Source organism: Verrucomicrobiales bacterium (assembly GCA_016793885.1).
In the GTDB taxonomy this organism is placed as follows: domain Bacteria; phylum Verrucomicrobiota; class Verrucomicrobiia; order Limisphaerales; family UBA11320; genus UBA11320.
This window is the reverse complement of the sequence record JAEUHE010000235.1, coordinates 16,267-36,767: the sequence shown is the minus strand read 5'-3', so window position 1 is coordinate 36,767 and position 20,501 is coordinate 16,267. Positions and strand designations below refer to the sequence as shown.

Annotated in this window: 10 protein-coding genes; 2 read left to right on the top strand and 8 right to left on the bottom strand. The window is 61.0% G+C overall.

Features of this window, described 5'->3' with window-relative positions; genetic code table 11:
* Positions 1-288: 288 nt before the first annotated feature.
* The 5 genes from JNN07_25800 to JNN07_25780 are packed head-to-tail and all read right to left on the bottom strand — an operon-like array spanning position 289 to position 5,635.
* Entirely contained in the window at positions 289-1,587 is a 1,299-nt protein-coding gene (locus JNN07_25800; GenBank protein MBL9171172.1) for an L-fuconate dehydratase, read from the bottom strand.
* 15 nt (positions 1,588-1,602) lie between these two features.
* On the bottom strand, positions 1,603-2,805 hold the full coding sequence (locus JNN07_25795; GenBank protein ID MBL9171171.1) for a class I SAM-dependent rRNA methyltransferase: 1,203 nt from the start codon (positions 2,803-2,805) through the stop codon (positions 1,603-1,605).
* 6 nt (positions 2,806-2,811) lie between these two features.
* Positions 2,812-3,906, bottom strand: a complete 1,095-nt coding sequence (gene ald, locus JNN07_25790) for an alanine dehydrogenase (protein ID MBL9171170.1) — start codon at positions 3,904-3,906, stop codon at positions 2,812-2,814.
* A gap of 29 nt (positions 3,907-3,935) precedes the next feature.
* Positions 3,936-4,856: a ThuA domain-containing protein gene (locus tag JNN07_25785; protein MBL9171169.1), complete on the bottom strand. Its 921-nt coding sequence runs from the start codon at positions 4,854-4,856 to the stop codon at positions 3,936-3,938.
* A gap of 35 nt (positions 4,857-4,891) precedes the next feature.
* Complete coding sequence (locus JNN07_25780; GenBank protein MBL9171168.1) at positions 4,892-5,635, bottom strand: DUF1080 domain-containing protein; 744 nt, start codon at positions 5,633-5,635, stop codon at positions 4,892-4,894.
* 134 nt (positions 5,636-5,769) lie between these two features.
* On the opposite strand from JNN07_25780, the gene JNN07_25775 reads away from it, so the two are divergent.
* Together JNN07_25775 and JNN07_25770 are read left to right on the top strand one after the other, a co-directional pair.
* Positions 5,770-6,435 carry a hypothetical protein gene (locus tag JNN07_25775; GenBank protein MBL9171167.1) on the top strand — a complete coding sequence of 222 codons (666 nt, stop codon included), beginning with the start codon at positions 5,770-5,772 and terminating at the stop codon, positions 6,433-6,435.
* A gap of 664 nt (positions 6,436-7,099) precedes the next feature.
* A complete protein-coding gene (locus JNN07_25770; protein MBL9171166.1) occupies positions 7,100-8,134 on the top strand; it encodes a hypothetical protein in 1,035 nt (344 codons plus the stop codon).
* A 71-nt stretch (positions 8,135-8,205) separates the two neighbouring features.
* On the opposite strand, the gene JNN07_25765 is transcribed toward JNN07_25770, so the two are convergent.
* From JNN07_25765 to JNN07_25755, 3 genes are read right to left on the bottom strand one after another with little or no spacing between them, the layout of a single operon-like run.
* Complete coding sequence (locus tag JNN07_25765) at positions 8,206-11,754, bottom strand: chitobiase/beta-hexosaminidase C-terminal domain-containing protein (protein ID MBL9171165.1); 3,549 nt, start codon at positions 11,752-11,754, stop codon at positions 8,206-8,208.
* Positions 11,751-15,083 carry a hypothetical protein gene (locus JNN07_25760; protein MBL9171164.1) on the bottom strand — a complete coding sequence of 1,111 codons (3,333 nt, stop codon included), beginning with the start codon at positions 15,081-15,083 and terminating at the stop codon, positions 11,751-11,753. Before JNN07_25760 ends, JNN07_25765 begins: the two co-directional genes overlap by 4 nt.
* Positions 15,080-20,476, bottom strand: coding sequence for a hypothetical protein (locus tag JNN07_25755; protein ID MBL9171163.1), 5,397 nt, complete (start codon positions 20,474-20,476; stop codon positions 15,080-15,082). Before JNN07_25755 ends, JNN07_25760 begins: the two co-directional genes overlap by 4 nt.
* Positions 20,477-20,501: the final 25 nt, after the last annotated feature.

The following is a 20,501-nucleotide window of genomic DNA, read 5'->3' as shown; positions in this document are numbered from 1 at the left end:
TGCGAACCCTGTGGGGCTTCAGGTGATCCCAAGCGCAACCCGCGATGGGGTTGTGAGAAAACCACGACTAACCCAGGGTAGGCGCTCCTGCGTCGCGCCAACCCTGGGCTTTGAGGCGGAATCCCTTTGGGATTCTAACATCTGGTCGAAGAACTTGTGGGTAATACTCAGAGACCTCTACCGCTTTGGTCCCCTCAGCGGAGCTGGGATCCCCCTCCGGGGGTGCCTGAAAAGCTGTAGAGGGCGACAGCACTCCATACGTTTCGCGACGCGATTGCCGCTTTTCGTTTACCTCCAAGCGGCCCCACTAGGAAACTCGAACTCGACCAGGGATCCAGCGCGCATTTCCGTGCTGTAGCCGGGCCGCGACGGCGGCAGATAAGCGCCACGACGCATCGTCACCGGATCCACAAAGTGTTGATGCAAATGATCGACATACTCGATCACTCGATTCTCTACGGATCCACTGATCGCGATGTAGTCGCAGAGGCTCAGGTGCTGGACGTGTTCGCAGAGGCCGACGCCGCCGGCATGCGGACAAACCGGAATCTTGAACTTCGCCGCCAAGAGCATCACCGCAAGCACCTCGTTGATGCCGCCCAAACGGCAAGCATCAATCTGGCAGAACCGAATCGCCCCCGCCTGCATCAGCTGTTTGAAGATCACTCGATTCTGACAGTGCTCGCCCGTGGCGACCCCGATCGGCGCCACCGCCTTGGCAATCGCCGCGTGGCCCAACACATCATCCGGGCTGGTCGGCTCCTCAATCCACCACGGTTGAAATCGGGCCAACTCAGCCATCCAGGCAATGGCCTGTGGCACATCCCAGACTTGATTCGCATCCACCATCAGGCGGCGATCCCAGCCGATCTCCTGACGAATGATTTCGCAGCGACGGATGTCATCTGCCAAGTCACGTCCCACCTTGATCTTGAAATGCGTCCATCCCCCAGCAATCGCCTCCCGGCACAGACCCCGTAACTTTTCGTCCGAGTAACCCAGCCAGCCCGCCGACGTCGTGTAAGCCGGATACCCCTCCTGGTGCATGCGCTGCTCGCGCTCGGCCTTGGAAGGAGCCAACTTCGCCAGGCTCCGGATGGCCTCCTCCGGCGTCAGCACGTCGGTCACATACCGAAAGTCGACGCAGGCCACCAACTGTTCCGGAGTCAGGTCCACCAAAAGCTTCCAGACCGGCTTGCCCTCCACCTTGGCCCACAGATCCCACACGGCGTTCACCACGGCGGCTGTGGCCAGATGGATGGCACCCTTCTCTGGACCAATCCAACGAAGCTGGCTGTCGCCGGTAATGTAACGCCAGAAGCCCGCCATATCGCGGGTGAAGCTTTCCAGGGTTCGGCCTCTCAGCATCGGGGACAAGGCCTGAATGGCGCTGACCACGATCTCGTTCCCGCGCCCGATGGTGAACGCGAGCCCATGGCCGGCGAGACCGGCCGGATGGTCGGTCTTGAGAATCACGTAGGCGGCGGAGTAATCCGGGTCCGGATTCATCGCGTCCGACCCATCCAGCTGACGGGAGGTGGGGAAGCGGATATCCCTCACCTCGATCTCAGTAATCAGCGTCGCCATGGGAACACCGTGGGATCAGCTCAGCATCTCGAAGGCGAATCCCTTAAGGTACTCAGTCTCCGGGATCGAAGGAACAATCGGATGGTCCGGCGATTGGGAGTAAGTGGCGACCCGTCGCAACACTTTGTGAGCGTCATAGGCCGCGGCCAGAATGACGTCCTGAAACAGGGTAGCGTCGACGTGATGCGAGCAGCAGAAAGTGGCCAGGGTCCCGCCGGGCTTGAGCAGTTTCATGGCCCGAAGGTGAATTTCCTTATACCCCCGCAGCGCATCGGGAACCGAGGCGCGATTGCGGGTGAAGCTCGGGGGATCCAGAACGATCAGATCCCAGTCGGGCACCAGCGGGGCTTCCGCCGAGTGAGCCGTCTTGGCTTTGAGCCAATCGAAGACATTGGCGGCCTCGAAGCTGCAGCGGTCAGCCACGCCATTCGCGGTAGCGTTTCCAGCCGCGGCTTTGACGGCATCTTCGCTTTGGTCGATGCCAACCGTTTGTTTGGCTCCGGCTTTGGCGGCATGAATCGCGAATCCGCCCAGGAAGCTGAAGCAGTCGAGCACGCGTCCGCCGCGAGCCAAGGCCGAAACCGCCTGATAGTTGGCTTGTTGATCCAGATACAAGCCCGTCTTGTGCCCAGTCTTCAGATTGATGTTAAACGGCAAGCCGTTCAGACGAATCTGGATCTCCTCCACAGGATCGCCGAATAAAACCCCATTCGCATCCTCGAGACCTTCGAACTTTCGCGAAGCCATCTCATTCCGTTCCAGAATAGAGCGCGGTTTGAACAGCTCACGCAACGCGCGAAGGATGGATGGCTTGCTTCGCTCCATCCCGAGGGAGGAGGTTTGGACCACCAGCACGTCCTCATACTTGTCCACGATGAGCCCGCTCAGCTGATCGCTCTCCGCGTTGACCACCCGGAAGGAGGTCGCCTTCGGCATATGCCTTTGGCGAACGGCCAAGGCCGCCCGGATGCGCTGGATGAAGAACTTGTCGTTAATCTCTTCACGCTGGTTGGAGATCACCCGCACCCGGATCCGGGAAAGGGAATTGAAGAAACCGGTGCCCAGGAAGCGCTGGCGATGATCCTTTACCTGAACAACGTCGCCATCCTTCGCGGGACGAGTGATCCGGAGGATCGACGTTTCATAGATCCAGGGATGACCTGCGAGCACGCGGTCCGCTTCCCCGGGTTTCAACAACACTGTCGGCAAAGAATCCATAATAGTTTAAACCGCAGAACAAGAAAGCCCGTGGGCTTCCGCCACCGCTTTGTGGGTCACCTGCCCATTCATCACGTTGATCCCACCCTTCAACGCCGGTTGGCGCTGGCAGGCTTCGGTCAATCCGTGGTCGGCCAGGAGCTCCACAAAACGATGGGTCACATTGGTCAGCGCCTGCGTGGCAGTCCGGGCATAAGCCCCGGGCATGTTTGCCACACAATAGTGCATGACCCCTTCCTCAACATAAGTCGGGTTGTGATGCGTGGTTGGCCGCGATGTCACGGCACATCCACCCTGGTCGATGGCAATGTCCACAAAGACACTGCCCGGCCGCATCCGTCGCAGCATCTCGCGGGAAATCAGCTTAGGCGCCTTGGCGCCAGGAACCAACACGGCTCCGATCAGCAGATCCACCGCCGGAAGCAACTCCAGCAAATGAGCCTCGCTCGAATACAGAGTGTGCGCGGTATGGAGAGTGATGTCCAGAAACCTCATTCTCTCGACATCGACCTCCAGGATCGTGACGTCCGCCCCCAATCCTGTGGCCATGCGAGCCGCGTTGATCCCAGAGACTCCGCCACCTAACACCACCACCTTCCCGGGAAGCACTCCCGGGACCCCACCCAGCAGCACCCCGCTCCCGCCGTTGTGCTTGGCCAAGTAGTAACCGCCGACCAAAACCGACATGCGCCCTGCGATCTCACTCATCGGTTCCAACAGGGGCAAACGTCGATTCACCTCAATCGTCTCGTAGGCGATGGCCGTGACTCCGGACTGCATCAGGGCTTCGGTGAGCGGCTTACTGGCGGCCAAATGCAGATAGGTGAAAAGCAGTTGCCCCCGACGGAGCATCGGCAGCTCGCTCGCTTGGGGCTCCTTGACCTTTACGATCAAGTCGGCCGTCTCAAAGACCTTCTGAGCCGACTCGACCACGGAGGCGCCGGCCTGGCGATAGTCCTCGTCCGGGTAACCGGCACCGATGCCGGCGCCGGCCTGAACGATGACCTGGTGTCCACGACGGATCAGCAAGTAGGCGGCCGATGGCAGCATGGCCACCCGATACTCGTGATCCTTGATCTCCTTGGGAATCCCGATGATCATAATGCGTGGGGCGGTAGGGCCAGCCGAGTTTACTTCGCCGCCGCCTTCGCGGGAGCCACCGGAGGCTTCCGGGGCGTCTTGGGATCGAGATTCTGCATCAGATCGTCCTCGGTCACGGACGATTCCACTCCGCCTTCAGGAACTTCCACCCGGCTGATCCACAGCAGCGCGTTCAGAACCACCCGACGATAATTGTCATCGCCCCAGTTCAGATGTCGGTGGCCGCCGGTAAATCCGAATCCTCGGCCGCCATCGGCTCGCTGCATGGCCCACATCATGACTTCGTCCCGACCGGATGCCGCCTTGATATGCTCGTACGGCCCGGGAGGATAAACATACGGGCCGCCGCGGACTTTGTCGGAAGGCTTGGCCACCAAGATCGGAGTCACGCCCTTCATGTCCGGCCGCCAGCGCATGTTGAAATACCATTCATCCGTGACGGCAAACGCCTTCACCCCGCGGGTAATGGAATGATGGGGAAAGGAGGTGTATTCAGGCTTCCACATCGGGTTCACCGAATAGAGGTGTTCGTAGTAGCCACCGATCCACTCGTGAAACAAGGCTCCGCCGTTTGTGGCCGGAACCTCCACCCCATAATGAGCAAACGCCAGCCCTGCCCCTCGTTGAACGAGCTTTTTGAGCAGCTCCGGATGATTGCCCTGGATGGCAGGATGTCCACCGCCTCCATCCGCATAGATCATCACAGCATCGGCCCGGTCCAACACGGCCGGATCGTTCACCCATCCGTTGGTATGAACTTCCACATGCAATCCTGGAACCTTGGCCAGGCACTTCTGCAGCAGCAGCGAGCCCGCCCGGAACTCGTGATCCAAGGGTCCATGGCTGGGTTTGCCGGCAATCAGCACCAGGTTGCGATCGGCTGCGACGGAACCGATCACCCCCAGGAGGAGCAGGACGGAAACTCCGCCCACGAGAGTCAGACGTGACATAAGATTGAGGAGGAGGGAACGATGTCTTGGTAATCTCAGTGGAGCGGACGGAGACGCACGTTTTTCAACTCGACCGTCATGGCCGGGCCCGCGTGCAACTGGAAGGCGAGAACGCCGGACTTGGCGGCATGAGTGGCTTGCTCATCCGTCACATCCGCCGAGACGCGACCATTGATGATGTGCATCAGGCGGTTTCCCTTGGCGATGATAATGTAGTCATTCCAATCGTTGGCTTTGATCCCAGCCTGGATCTCCTCAGTCTTTCCGACCGAGCCGATCACCTCCACCTTGGTCTTCTTGGGATCCTTCGGATCCGCTTTGACCAAAGTCACCTGTCCGCGCTGGGCCAGGATGCCACGACCGCGTTCTTCGTAGAGAATTCCCGAGTAGGTGGTGCCCGCCTCAAAATCTGCCTGATAGCCCCCGACGATGAACTTGTCGTGATCCGCGACCTTGCTGCGGTACTGGCAGCCGGAATTCGCCGACCCCTTCTCGCCATTGGTCACAATCTTGTAGGAGAAGCGCAGTTCAAAATCGTCCACCGTGCCATTCTTCCAAACCAGAAAGGTGTTATGCTTGATGGGATCTTCCGGCTTGGTCTGGCCGCGGATGACGCCATCCTGAACCGACCAGAGGCTGGGATGGCCGGCCCATCCGGACAAGTCCTTGCCGTTAAAAAGGTCCTGAAAACCCTCTTCATGATGGTCCGCACGCAATTCCGCACCCGCGAGGAGAAGACCGCAGCTGAGTGCGCCGAAAAACTGGGTTATATGTCGCATGTAAAAGGTTGTAGGCGGATGTCAGGCCCTTGGGAAGGATTTTGGCGTGGGGTTCCGGTAGATTTTTAGGCAGACCGAGGCCGCCTCCCGGGCTAATATCAGCGCGTGAATGTGAATGGGTTGAGCCGGACGGCATGAACAAGTGGCTGAAAGTAGCCTTGGCATTTCTGCTTTTCCCGCTTTGCGTGGGAGCCATCGGCTCGCTGGCGCGAGTTCTGATGATCTCGGGACAGTCAAAGCCCTTTTGGATTGCCGCCGCCGGAGGAGCGGCCTGTTGGTTCACCATCTATGCGCTGCTGCCCAAGCCGATGTGGGTGTATGTCTTCGGCCACGAACTCACGCATGCCCTGTGGACGTGGCTCTTCGGCGGCAAGGTCAAGAAGTTCAGGGTCTCAGCGCTCGGCGGCCATGTGGTCATCACCAAAAGCAATTTCCTGATCGCCCTAGCCCCTTATTTCTTCCCGCTCTACACGATCCTACTCGTGGGAATCTATGGGCTGGGAAACTGGATCTGGGGCTGGAAGGCCTACTCGGTCTGGTTCCACCTCCTGCTGGGAGTCACCTATGCATTCCACCTCTCGCTCACCTGGCACGCGCTCAAGACCGAACAGAGCGACATCACCACCCAAGGGTTCTTCTTCTCGGCCGTCGTCATCGTTCTGGGAAACCTCCTCGTGCTGCTGATCGGATTGCCCGTTCTCACCGGGGTGCCCATCTGGGATGCGGTGGTCTGGTGGCTGCGCGAGACCGGCCAATTCTATCAACGAATAGCCGCGTTCCTCGCCGTGGGGAGGGGTTAGTCTGACGTCGAGAACCCACGGGGTTCATAGAGATAAGCCGGGGCGTGGAGCGCAGGGACACCCCCGGTCTGTCGGGCCCCCTATTGAACAGCACCCTGAAAGGCGTGCCACCAGTCAGCTCTTGGACTGACGCACGGATCAGGTTCCTTGCGAAGGAGCGCCGCAGAGTCTCCTGAGTAGGTTAGCCAAGCCAGCCTTGTCCATACGGCGTTCTGCAATGGCGATCATCGCTTGATGGAGTTCCTCGGTTGCTGCTGGCACCGGAAACTCGGGCGGGACGGCAGCGCGCGTGAACTTCCTGCAAATGCTCAGTTGAAACGAAGGAATGGAGCTCCGGCTCAACCATCGTTCCGGTCCGCCGCGAAGTCTCAGATATCTACTGTCATGTTCGGAGGGGAAATCTCGCCCGCCTCGCGCTTAGACCCTGCTTTTTCGATTCAAAAGCGGCCGCTAAGCCCCAGTTTCGAAGCACAAAACCAGCTTATGCCTTCCGTGCGAACCAGTTGCTGCGGTCCGACCCCAGACCCCGCCAGATGATGACCTATACGACCAAAGTCGAATGGCGCAAATCCGTAAGAGAATCCATTCTGGCAACACTCCGCGACGGATCGGATGCCTCGGTGGCCACCCGCGCGGACTCGGAAACTCCGAACAACGCAGGCAAATGAACGTTTCTCCTGTCAATCAAATCATCGGCAACGTGTGCGTCGCTCTGGCCGCGCTCGTTTTCCTACTGCCGTTGCAACGACTGCTCTGGGACTACGCGGACAAGCACTTGAACGACGATCGCTGGGTGACACCGGTCCTGTTCAGCTTGATTCCGCTGTGGCTACTGTTGATGGTCGCGCTGCTCTGCATGACCGCCAGCGGCGGATTCGACGGGTTGCGCCTCGGCCGGCCCGCGCTCTACACGTTGACCGTCGGCGCGAGTGTCGCGCTGGCGGTCGCTACCTTCGTGTTCATCGCCCTGTATATGCGGCCCGGATTCACGCCGCGTGTGATCTACACTCCGGGGATATACCTCATCCCCTTCGCCACCGGATTCCTGGTGCTCCTGAGCCTCAATCAAAAACTGATACCAGGAGTTCCCATTCAATGGCTGCGATTGCCGTGGACCCTGTTCGCCGCCTTGAGCCTTGTCGTCTGTGTGGGGTTCGTCGGACATCGTCTCGTCCACACCGGCTTCGGTGTACGAGATCTCGTCCACCGAATCCTGACTGCTCGGGACACCACACCGGAGCATCTCGCCAAAATCTCCGCGCTCGATCCGCAAAGCGAGCAGGGATTCATGGAAATACTCGATCTGGCGGGAGTGTATCGCACCCGCCAGACGCGTGAGGCAGCCACCGCGCGGTTGCGCGAACTGCCGGACTTCGCGACCCGGCTGGCAACAGTCTTGGAGAGCATTGCTGGGAACTCCAACGCCATGGGATCCGCGCTGAATTTTCTCGAAGCCGCCACACTCACACCAGACGAGCAGAGGCGGCTTGCGCTCCCAACCCGCACCGCATTGGAGCGCTTCATCAGCGACATCCCGGCCCCGCAATTCAACTCTCGCGAGCGTCAGAAACAATTGTTGAAGTGGGGACGCAAAACCTTCCCCGTCATCATCGGCAAATTCACCGGTACCCACGTTGATTTTTCTCAGATCATGCCGTCGTTTGAACACGCTCTGCGTCCCGACGACACCCGCCGCTGACGAACCCCGCCGCTGAACCACAGAACGGATCACCCCGTTCCGGGATTACGACTGACACCCCTTGCTCGGCATCAATCCCGCCCGGAACAATCTCCCCAGCAGAGACTGAGACGATAGAACGTCGCAGTGCCGGCTGCCGCCTCGGGCAAGCGCAAGACCACCCGCCCACCCTCGCTCGCCGAGTGCTGAGCCACTGGTGTTGCAATGGATTCCAAGTCTCCTCCGCTCAGCACCACGTACTTCAGGTTCGCCAGCTGGGGCGGCAATGTCCCCTTGCCTTGCCACTCCACCTCCACCCCACCCTCGGGTGTCACCACGATCTCGATCTCCGGCGGCGTCACGTCGGGAACCGAAATCGCAGGCACGGCACCGGGGTCCTGGGGATCCGATCCTCCCAGGAACTCCTCCAGATCGGAAACCTGATCCTGATCGGAATCCTGAAAGGGATCCATGATCAGCCCGCCCAGGAACAGAAGTTCCCAGTCATCCGGCACCCCGTTTTGGTTGGCATCGCCTCCCACCGACTCAGGCAGCGACACCAGTGATGCCTGCAGCACCTCCACCTTGGTGCCCGCGCACGGGCCGCTGGCGGTGGTGGGATAGCCCTCCACCCGCACGCGGGTGCCGGGAAGGAGGACAAATCCATCCGGGAACAAAAACGCCTCCCCGCTTGAATCGAACAGATGCACCGGCCCGGAGGTGCCGTCGGTGGTGTCCAGCGTGGCGCACGGTCCAGTGAAGGAGTCATCGCGCACCCGGAGGATCCAATTTATCCGCTGCCTCGATGGGAGCAGCGCCAGTGCCTGAGCCACTCCCGCCTCTGCGGGCTCGAGCAGGCTGGGCAACCCGGGCACATCGGTCGCATATCCCCCCGGAAGCACACCCGACCAGATCCAGCTGCGGAGCGCGTCGAAGGGCAGCGGGTATCGCGTCGGATCGGCGTTGTGGGATTGGGCGCTGAGGAGATGGATCTGCTCGCACAAGGTGACCAGCGCTTGCAACTCGGGAGTGGGCGGCGACAACACCCGTGCGGCCAGGAGATCGTGGAACGCCATCATTTCCTCCACGCCGAAAGGCGCGGGAGGATTGGTAGTTTCGTTGAATCGTGCCCCACCCCTCCAGGTTTGCAGGGGAGGAACCCATCGCCCGGCCTCCGCAATCCGGAACGGAAAGAGTGTCAGGTTGCCCGCTTCACTGAGGCCCCGAGAGACGAGAGCGAGGGATATTCCGCGTTCGAACAGCCGGGCGACCAGTGCATCCCGGGCACCGAAGGATCTTTCGATCGGCTGGGGCTCCGCTGCCTTCACTGCGGCTTTCATGGCAGCGATCCAGGCCTGGGCCTCTGCGGCCAATCCGCCTCCGCTGGCACCGTACGCATAGTTCACCACAGGTTGTGCCGGGGGAGGAATTCGCATCAGTCCGATCAACTCGCGGCCGTGGATGGGATCCTCCGTCTCGCCACGCAGGGGAAAGTGGGGATCCGTGGCCATCACCAGGAAAGGCAGCCCGTCGTCGGGACGTACGTCCCCCAGCACCGCCGTCCCCCCTGGCTGGATCAAGCTGACACCAACCTCCCCCAAACCCACCTGATTCCCGTTCAGCCCCACCAAACGCACAGAGACACCGACCGCCGCCTGGGTAACGGAACCGCTCACCGGGTGAAACGGCAGTGGTGTCAGCCGGAACCGCATCCCCGCGTCCGACTGCGACGCCGGCCGTTGCGCGGGTATCGATCCGGCATTGGCTGGGTCCGTTCCCGCGATGATCTCCTCGATGTCGCTGAACGTATCCTGATCCGAGTCTCCCCCTGCGGCGGGGTCCAGATTCAGATGCTGCTCCACGAAATCCGGCACTCCATCGGCATCGGAATCCACCCGGCCTTCCGGAATCAGGAATTCGTAACTTGCTTCTTGAATGGCGGACTTCGCGTTGCCCAGAGCGGGTTTGGCGTAATAGTGAATCGTCGTCGCACTGAACAGGTGTAGTGGAGCGCCCGAATAGAGCTGCCAGGGGGCAGCCTGACTCAGCCGGTAGTACACCTGATGTCCAGGCTGCCCGGTCGTGAATCGAACCTGAACGCCGCTGCGATAGGTCCCGGAAGGCGGATGTATCGTCACGTCCGACACCGCATCACCCAGGGTCTGTGAAAAGGTGAAGAGGGAAAGGGCCTCATGGTATTGATTCACGAGCCCGAAATCTGCATCCGGATGGGCCGGCCCCACCGGGAAGACCGCGGGGTTATCTAGTCCCTGCGCGGATGTCCCGAACCTTTCGCGCAGCACCTGCACTTCCACCGGCATTCCGCCCAGCCCGAACTGGCTGGTCCAGTCCGGAACACGATGCGTGCGCAACAGTCCGGGGTTTGGATTCACGAACGGTTCGCGATCGAACTGGAACACGTTCCCGCCCAACATCGCCTGATTCAGTTTGGGCATGACACCCGATCCCACAAATTGGTACTGGCTGCCGGATCGACGATAGCGATGGAACTGGCTCGATCTTCCCTCGGTACCGGTGAACACCTGAAATCCACCATCCGAACGCGTCAGCATGCCGGTGATCAAATCGCCCTCCGGAATCTGCAAGGTTTGGGCGATACTCATGGTGTCCACGCCGTTGAACCGCAGCACCAGCGCCGTGCCCGGAAGCGTTCCGAACGCGAGAATGTCGGGCCGGCCCGGACCGGGGATGGTTCGCAGGCCGGCGATCGAACCGACCGAAGCCGTCAGGGTAGCAGGCAGAATGACAGTGCGCACCTCGGGCACAGGTAAATCCAATCGCCCGGCCCGCATGACCATCGACCCCAGGCCGTACCCGATGGCCATGACCTCGTTGGCGGGGCCGAAGGGCCCGCTGATATACCGCGTGGCTGGGGGCAGATTCGTCAACCGGGTCACCATCGCCGCCGCTCCACCACTGAGATCCCAAGCTCGAAGCTCCGTCTGGGATCCGAGGGCGAAAACAGCGGCGAGATAGCGCTTGTTATCCGGAGTGATGGCGATTCGGTTGAGTTGCCCGAGCGTCCCCGGAAACGGCTGGTTGAACACCGGGAGGGTCGGCGCCCCGGCGGGATTCCTCATGGCGGTCCAGGCCGAGTTCAAGCCCGGTCCGGGCCGACTGAGGATCAGGAAGTCGTCGAACGCCGTGTTTCCCGGACCGCCCACATCCATGGCCGCGACCGCATGCGCGGCTTCCCACGAGACATCGATCGTGCGCATTTCATCCCAGACCGGATCAGCGGGCGCCGCCACCCAATGAATCCGGTTTGCCAAGGGCCCGCCTAAACCCAGGGAATCACGCCCGAGCTGTGCCCATCGGCCGGCCGCAACGGACAAGACCGGGGACATGCCAGCGGATTGCTGCGTACCCCACTGAAGAGAGCCGTCCGCCAGCCCGATGGCAACAAACACGCCGCCGGACTCCTGATCCACCAAAGCGGCGTCTTCAATACCGTCGCCATTGAAGTCAGCCGTGAGCGACAGCTCGCGACCGGTGTCGAGGACAAACCCTGTCTGGGCTTGAAGCCGTCCACCACACACGGCCAGGCAGCCGCCGAGGATCAGAGCGCCCAGAGCCGCCAGCGACAGGGTTGAATGCTGACTCACACTTTTCCGGTTCATGGCACGGTGACAGGGTTGGTGTGGATCGATTCCACGGGCTCACGAGTGACCGGCGAAAACCTCACCAGCGAATATTGGTAGGCGGCGCCCTCGAGCACCGGCTGCGTATCGAGCAGGTAGATCCCGCGTGCGCGCACCGGATCGTTTTGGGGAGGCAGCTCGGGAAAAAGCCGGATGAACGGATCTCGAATCAGGGTGCTGCCCGCTTCGGCAGACGCACCGCTTTTCTCCCACGCGATCTTGTCGATCATCGGCGATACCTGAATCACATCGCCGGAAACCTCAGGATACACCTCATTGGGAACCTGCCATCGATAGAGCACCACACCGAGCAGCCGGTCGTTCGACGGAGACCGATACACATGGTCCAGGGGATCGGACTGTCCCTGATAACGATCCGGTTGACCGGGCGCGGGATCCGTGGTGAAGCCCATGTTGACCGTTCCGATGCGGACCGCAACCCCCTCCCAGGGATTGCTCAAGCTGAGCGAGGCAGGGATGAACCGGGCGAGGACTTGTGGAAACGTGCCCACCGACGGCGCAGGCAGGGCGCGGGCCGGCCACGGAACGTTCGGATCCGTGGTGCCGGGAACTTGCCAGATAAATCCCTCCGAATTGCTCAACGGCCCCAGTTCGCCGCTGGCACCCAGGGCACGCACCACGACCACCCATCGGTTCTCGAGAAAACACTTTGCCGGCACGGTAAACTGCGGTCCGGTACCAAACCCGGGGCCGATCCTCCTCGTGTGATAGCGTCGATAGAGCACCTGGGATGGCCTCGATGAAGAGGCGAAGAACGGAGAGGCCGGGGTCTCGTCGACGAATTCCAGATCGCTGGATAGATCCTGCGGGGGAGCTTCCGGCATTCCGCCTACCCACACCTCAAACCGTTCCACCCCGGGGGTGGCACAAGTCCATTTCAATTCCATGGAAGGATTCTCGGCGGTGCCCAAGGGCTGAATCTTCGACAACACCGGCGTCGGCAGCCCCTGCGTCCCCTCAGTCCGAACACACCCAATCGGCAGCAATGGACCGGCATTGCCGTGCTTGTCTAGGTATTGAATGAAGTAGCAAATCTCGCAGGCGTTCGCCGGGATCGCCTGATCCCGGACCGGCAGCACATCCCCCACCCCAAAGTCGCCTTCCCCCTGCTGGATCAGGTGCGTCAGCTCGTGTGCTGGTGACGCGGGACCCTGATCCACGCTGCGATACAGCCGCCATTCGGTGCAGTCGTCGGGGAAGAACAGATCCACCCACAAGGGATCCACCAGCCCGGAATCGTCCCCGTCCTCGGGAACCGGGTCGTGAACGCCGCACTCGATGGTCCGAGGTCCACGAATCACCGTGATGCCCGCCTCGAATCTCGCCCGCAGGCGCAGGCCAGGCGAGGCGGGCGCAGCCAGGTTCACCTGGGCTTCGGTGGTCTTCCCGTTATCAAGGGTGATGCGGCAGATCACCCGGGGCGTCGTGCCCAGCCCAAACTCCGACCACCGCCAGCGCACGGTCATGTCCACCGAATCCTCACCCGACCGGAACACACGCCGCCCGAGGTGACGGGCCGAACCTAGGGAGCCCGTGGGGAACCAGAGAAAATCCACATGCTTCACTTTGGAACTCGTTCGAATGCACTCGAGCCGGTAGTCATGCACGGACTGGTCGGGGAGCGGATCCGGTTCCGAGACCGCCGGGGCCTTGAACGTCAGCGTAGGCTGCACGCAGCGGATCCGGATGTTGCCACCTCCGCCCTTCGGCCCTTCAAACTCGCGGATCACCCCAAATGCCGGCGACGAATTGTGGGAAACATTCCCCCCGGGCGCACACGCGCCGTGATCGATGGCCCGCACCGTGTACCAAAAGGGCTTCCCCACTTGAAAGGCCTCGTTCGGTGACAACGGAGTGGTGTCGATGAACGAGTTCTCCTTCTGTCCTACGATGTGCGGAATGGGACCCACAATGCGTGCCGCGTTGGGAATGTCGGAGAAGTCCTGCATCTCCTGAAGGCTGGTCCACCGATGCACGTAATAGCCGGTGGTTCGCTCGGGAGCCTGGTCGATGTTTTGATCCCAGATGATCTTCAGCCTTCGCTCGCGCTTTCCAGTGCCAGGATCGTGCGCGTAAACGTTTTCAACCCGAACGTAGCGCGGCGGAAGCGGGGGCATCCGATCACAGATCCGAACCTTGCGCCCCTCCGACACCAGACCGTCGCGACCCAACACATCGCGTGCGGTAACGAAGTAGTAAAACTCCGCGCCGTTCTTGAAAGGCTCCTGGGGCGGACCCTCCTCGGGAACGGCACGATCGTTGGAATCGCTAAAGAAGTAGTTCGTCGGTCCAGCAGCCAGCGCCGCCACCTCCAAATCATCCAGTTGCTGGGATGCGAGCACCGGAGCCAGGTTCAGCCGGTAACCGTGCTGTCCGGCGTTGACGAGGCTGAGCAGTGTGGCCACGGACGGCGGCGCGACGTGGAATCCCTGCTGCTCGGCATGCGCGGCGTTGATCCGGTAGACGTTGAACCCGTAGTTCGCGAGCGAAAGCCGACGAAGCGCAGGGGGCGTCGACCACAGGATCTTCACGTTCAGATCACCCTTGGGGGAGACATCGATGGTTTCCATCGGCTTACCCGGAGGGGGAAGGACGAGCGGTTGCCCGGCGGTCACCGTCACCCGGCCCATCACGCCCTCGTCGGCTCCGGAGGCCGCGTCGTGAAGCCGAAGTTCGAAGGTACTGCGCGTGCCAATCGGCCCGGGAATCAGCTCCGCATGGGCCAGGCCCAGACAGAACGCCAGCCCCGCATGCTGGCGGCTAAGCAGCATCAGATTCTCGCAGTGGTTGGGGTTGTCCAGGCCGCCGCGGATCACGGCCGAAACCTTCACCCCGAGGGTGGGTGACGACTGGTCCACCAGGTCACCAAAGAGACCGTCGATGCGTTCCTCCAGGGACTGCCGGCTGTGGCCCAGGATGGCGGCGCGCTCAAGCAGAGCATCGATCACGATGGGATCAGTCTGGATGCCGGTGACCGCAAGTCGTTGATAATCCGCCGCTGCATCCGCCGCTCCGGTTTTGCGGTAGACTGCGATCCGACGGTCCTTGGTCGCGCCCAGCCTCCACTTGGAGGGCCACGTATGTGTCAGGTTATAGCCTCGGACCTGGACGTCTCCCTGGGTGCCGGTGGTGGGGCTACCCCAGACCACATAGCCCCAGTGCCTCCCCTGATTGTCCGTCACCGTCGTGCCGGTGGTGGAGATCATTTGGTCGAGGGACTGCTGAGCCGGCAGTTGCAGACTGAGCAACAGGAACAGAACCGAGCGTTGAAGAACGGACGTTTTCATTTTTCCAGTTTCCACTTGCCGCCCTTGTAAGTCGCCCCGATCTCCTTGGAGATCTCGAGGCAAAGGGGGCACCAACCGAGTGAACCGGTGAACTTTCCAATGGCCTTGAGCGTGAGTCCGTCGCGGACCTTGTCGAGCAACCCGCTCGCGTAACCGTCCTGACCCGCGCCCTCCAGGGGGTTGAAGAGCTTCATGGAAGCGACGCCGGTCAGTTCGCCCTTCACGTTCATAATGCAGAGCAGCTCGCCGCTGAGCCCGTATTTGACCTTGGCGAGGATCGTGGGTCCCTCGATGAAGAAGCCTCGCCCCATGCCCATGCCACCGGACAGTTTCAGCAGGCAGGACGACTTGATGAGGAGGATTTCGTTGAGAGGCACCCAGCCTTCAACGTAGAAGTACATCCCGGTGAAGGTCGTGGTGCCGAGCGCGTCCGCCGCCGCAGGGTCCCAAATTTCGATCGCACTGAGGGAACAGGCTTTGCCGAAGAAAATCCCGCCCGTGAACTCCCATCCACTCACCTCGAACCCGGCTCCTCCACTGAGATAATTCTCCCCCACCCCGAAGGCCACGGCACCCGAAAGCTGGGTCATCTTCACTTCATCAAACTCCATCTCCCCCACCAGCTGGAATCCCCCACCGAGCCCCTTGACGGCGAAGCCGCCTTCGTTCCCAAAGGTAAACTTCGTTTCGATCGAGGCCTTGAGTCCGTCCTTTTTCCAACTCAGAGGCACATCTTTGGCGCCCAGCACCACCTCCGTCGCGCCCACCAGATCTTCATTGCAAGTTCGCGTCCCCTCCGAATCCAGTTCGCGTATGCGCAGGTAGGCTCCAAAATCCACATCCTTCACGATTTTGAACTGAAACCGGCCGTCCAACCGCAGTTCCTTCAGCGAATCTCCGTTGATGTGCGCATATCCATCAACATCGGCGCTGAGCACCTTCTGCCCCGTCGCGCCCATCATTTCGGAGAAGCCATCCGCGGCTTCCGATGCCGACATCTTCACCAAGCCGCGGATGATCCGGTTGATCTCAGAGAAAACCGAGTCGAGGATCTCGCGGGAAGCCGCGTCATTATCATAGAGCCGCTCCTTGATCACCTGACGAACGTCCGCGGCCGCCGCACTGCCGAGCCATCGAGTCCGCACCTCCGTCCGCATCCGATCCCGAATCTCCTGGTCCGTGTAGTCATGAAACGGGGAATCACCGTCGCTCACAATGTCGTCCAGATACACCTGGATCGCGTTCCCCATGGAAAGCGCCATGGTATCCAGTTCAGGATTGGCAGCGTCGAGCACCTCCTTGATCTCGAGGCCCATGCCCCCGGGGCTCTGCAGGTTGCCCACATCCAACATGTGAGCCTGGATCTCGTCCAATACATCCGACAGCCGTTCGAGTCCCTGTTGAAGCTGTTCGAAGGTAGGTTCAGCCCTCTCGAGGAATGCGTCGATCCGCTCCGGAAGTGCGCTGGCGGAATGCTGAGGCGCCAGTTTCTCAATGATCTTCCCCACAACGTCGCCGATCTTGCCCCGTTTCTCGTCCACCTTTCCGATGAGTTCCGCAGCCTTGGTAATCCCTTTGTTCCCCTTGCCGACATAATCGCCAAGCTTCTGAATGATCCCCTGGTTCAGATCACCCCCGATCCCCTTTAACCCGGTCTTTAAATCTGGAACCAGTTGGGTGTTGATGTACCCCCCGAGATCTCCCTGCCACGCCAGCGGGTTGTTCGCATCAAACTCCCCAGCCAAGAAGTCATAGAAATCATCGAGACTGGGATCGATCGCGTCGGTAAACACTTGATCGAAGAATGTCTCCATACTGGAGTTCAGCAGCTCATCCATCCGGGTGTACCCTTCGGCGATCTCCTCGGTGAACTGCTGGCCGGTGGCCTCCGCCAGGGCATCGCTGATGCCGGTGCGCTGGGCGATCTGGGATGCGATGTTGGCAAGGTTGGCCTGGGGCAGCACCTCCAGCTGCACTCCAAAGGTGAGTTCGGTGTGTTTCGGGGTGATGCGTTCCACTTGACGCTCCGTCTCCAGAACAACCATTTGCCGGCGGACGGGCTCGGGCGATCGGAACATCCGCGCTGCGCGCAACCAGTCGAGCGGGAACTCAAAGGTATGGATGTTCTGCCAGTGATGCCGTGCACGCACGCGGAACGAATCGGAATCAGCAGGGCTTCGGTAACCTTCGAGGCTGACATCCGGCGGAAAACCACGGTTCGAGGAATCAAACCGGGTGTCCGTGAAAAAATGATCCCCTGCCCCGTTGACCCACCCGTGGTTCGAATCGTTGTCCGGATCCAACGGCCAGCCACCCATCATATCCAGAAAAGCCTCAGGTTGGGTTCCATTGCCGCTGGTCTGAACATGAACCTCCAGGTCGGGGAAGAAGGACACATCCATCCGCCCGGCGAAGTTCGCCCAACCCAGGTCCTCCGCAGGTTGATCGGGTTTCTGCCGGTAATCATTGAAATACGCCCCCGTCACCGGAGTGACCACATAGATCTCGTTGGTCGGACCCGGCATCTGCACCAGGGTCGGCATCGTGAGACGCGAGTCCACCCCCTCAAGCCCGTCGTCGGCAGACATCAGGTTCCCATCCGGCAGGAATCCGAGATTGCCCGTCAACGCCTCCTCCACATTGGCAATCCGAGTCTCCACCGCCATCACCATGCGTCCGACGGTGGGATCGCACTCCTGATCGGGATTCCGCTGAAAAACGAGCGACCGGGGAGTGAACGTGTTGTTCCAGTAATCGAGGGTCTGGGTGCCGCTGCCCTCGAGCGCGCCCACCCCGGTGAGCCCGCCCAGGCAGTCGAACTGAAGCCCGGCGAACTGCTGATCGAACTCACTGGGATACGGAACGTGGATCAGCCCGTTGATCTCACTTTCGAGGAGCTGATTCTCGAGGAGGTTGAACGCGAAGCGGGTGAACTCGAAGTCGTAGCCGTAGATCTCCATCTCAGGCGGGAATCCTCCATCCAAGGCTTGGTGTACTCCGCTGACACCTGCGTGCCGGAGGTAGTATTTGGAGTTCTGCTTCAGGGGATACTGCGGAGAGAGAGTGCCACCGAGAATCGAACGTCCGCTGGACTCGGCATCCTGCCGCAGCCGGAAGTTCAGCCCCGCGTAGTCCGCCAACCCCTGTCGATACCGCGTTTCGAAGGCGGATCCCTCCACGTCCCGACGCTCCTCGCTGGAGGCCTGTTTCGGATTCGAGGCCAACACGCCCGCGTAGAGCAGCGCGCCCGCGCGTTCCTGAGGCGCAAGGTCTGAGTAGCGGCCGCGCAAGATTCGCCCCGGCATGTGGAATCCCGCCTCGGTGAACAGGAAAGCCTCGTGCGTGTAATCGTTGAGCGACGGGATGTAGCCCATTTGAAGCCGGGCCGGAGCGGTGGTCCGGCCCACGGCCGCGAGACCGCCATCGCGGGTAAACCGCAAAACGCTGTTCGTGGGCTCCATCGTGATCGTGGCCAACTGCGCCTCCCCCGGACAGTCACCCTCCAAGCACCCGCGCGAATAGGCCACCGCGACAGATGAAACCGAGGACAGCACGTCCGCGTTGGGCATCGTCCCGGAGATCACCACATTCTCGCCGCCCACATTCCACGCAACGCGTGTGTTCCACGGAAAATGACTTCGAAAACTCCCGCGATTAAACCGGATCGTGGTCGTGAGCCGCCCCACGCAGTTCGTATCGGCAAGGACGATCGGCGCGGTCGCTGAGTCCACACGCTCGAAGTAGCCGTCATTGGACCGCTTGACCGCCGCGTCAGCGTCCACCAAGGAATCTGCTACGTCATCCAACCGCGCGTATTCGTCCGATCGCACATGCTCCGGAGTGATAGTGCTGCTGCCCACATTGAACCGTCCCTGGGCAACGATCCAGTTGATGGAACTCACCGGGAACCACAGGGGTTGGGATTCCTCGGCGGCCTGCAATCCGCCCACCGGCTTGTACGTGAACGCGGGATCGAGCGGGCGCCCGTTCAGCCCGATTGGTGTCTGCACCCAGGTGATGCTGTTGCGAAGAACGTGGGTGTTGGTTGAGAGCCGATACCCGAAGCCCGCCGGCAGCCAAACCTTCAGCGTGGAGGCCAGTCCCTGCTGGTTCAGCTGGGTGGCTGAATAACTGACGCGCACGTTCTCAATCTTTGCCTCCAGCGGCTGCTGGCCCAGGGGAAGGAATGTGTCGTCGAACAAAGCGTTTCCGTTGGGGAGCAAGCGGACGTCGAACGGAGCTCCACCTCCGAAAGTCCACCCCGGGACCAATACCACCTGCCCAGAGCCCGGGGCGATCTGGATACCCGATCGCACGTACTGGCCCGCCACCAACTGAATCACGCCCGGCGAGTTGTTGAGCTGGGTCAGACGGGTCTCGATGGGGCCGAAAAACAACCGCCCGTTGAAGTGCAGCAGCCTCTGGGCGCTCGTTTCCACCTCATTGGAGGGGCGAAAGATCTGGATGCCGGGAACCTCTCGATGCGCGATTCGCACCACCACTCGGTAGGTCTTGTTAACGGAGTCCAGCTGAACACCGTTGTCGGGGGTTAGGATGATCACCTGGTTGCGATCGTTGTCGTACGGTTCTGTCGGCTGTCCCACCACCGCCGCCGCGTGGCGGAACACCCCCGCAAGGATATTGGTGACCCCAAGCGCGATCGGAACAACCGCCCCGGTGTCGGCCTCCTGAAGCTCGTAGGTGAACCGGATGGGAATGTCATCCGCGGGGATGTGCGAGGCGTTGTAGGCGTCGTATCGACGGATAGTGTAGCTCACCGTGGCCTCGAAACCTGACTTGTCCGGATCCGTGGCCAGCGCCCCGCGTCGCGAGACGATGACGTTGTTAGCCACCACGATCGTGTTGACCGGGAGATCGTTCGGCGACGTGTTGATGAAGTGGTAGTACCTGCGAAGAACCGACAACGAGGTGGCTGCGGGAGGGTCGACCCGAGGTCGGAAGACCCGAGCTTCGACGCGATAGCGCCTCAGGGCATCCAGACGCGACGCCGGTTTCAGGAAAGCTGTATGGGTTCGTAAAGTTGTTCCGTTCGGACCGAGATTGAAGGCATTCTGAACCAGAAAGTGGGTGTAGGCGGCATTCGTGGTCCCATCTGCCTGGAACAACGGGTGGACGGCTCCCAACTCATCCAGGAGGCGGAACACGACGCTATAGGCCACCGACTGGTTTGCTGCGGTAGAGTTGATGGACCGCACGTCAATCTCCACCGGCAGGCCATCGCGGTCCCATCCCGGAGCCGGATTGGAGGCGTCCGAATCGATCACCCACTCCGAGGCGCGTGTGACCTGCAGACTGGCGATTCCGTGAGTGATCTGGCCGGATGCCACCTCCGACCAAACCACCCACCACACCAACCACAAGTGTTTCCACAAAAATAACTTCCAGCTAGTTTTTCGC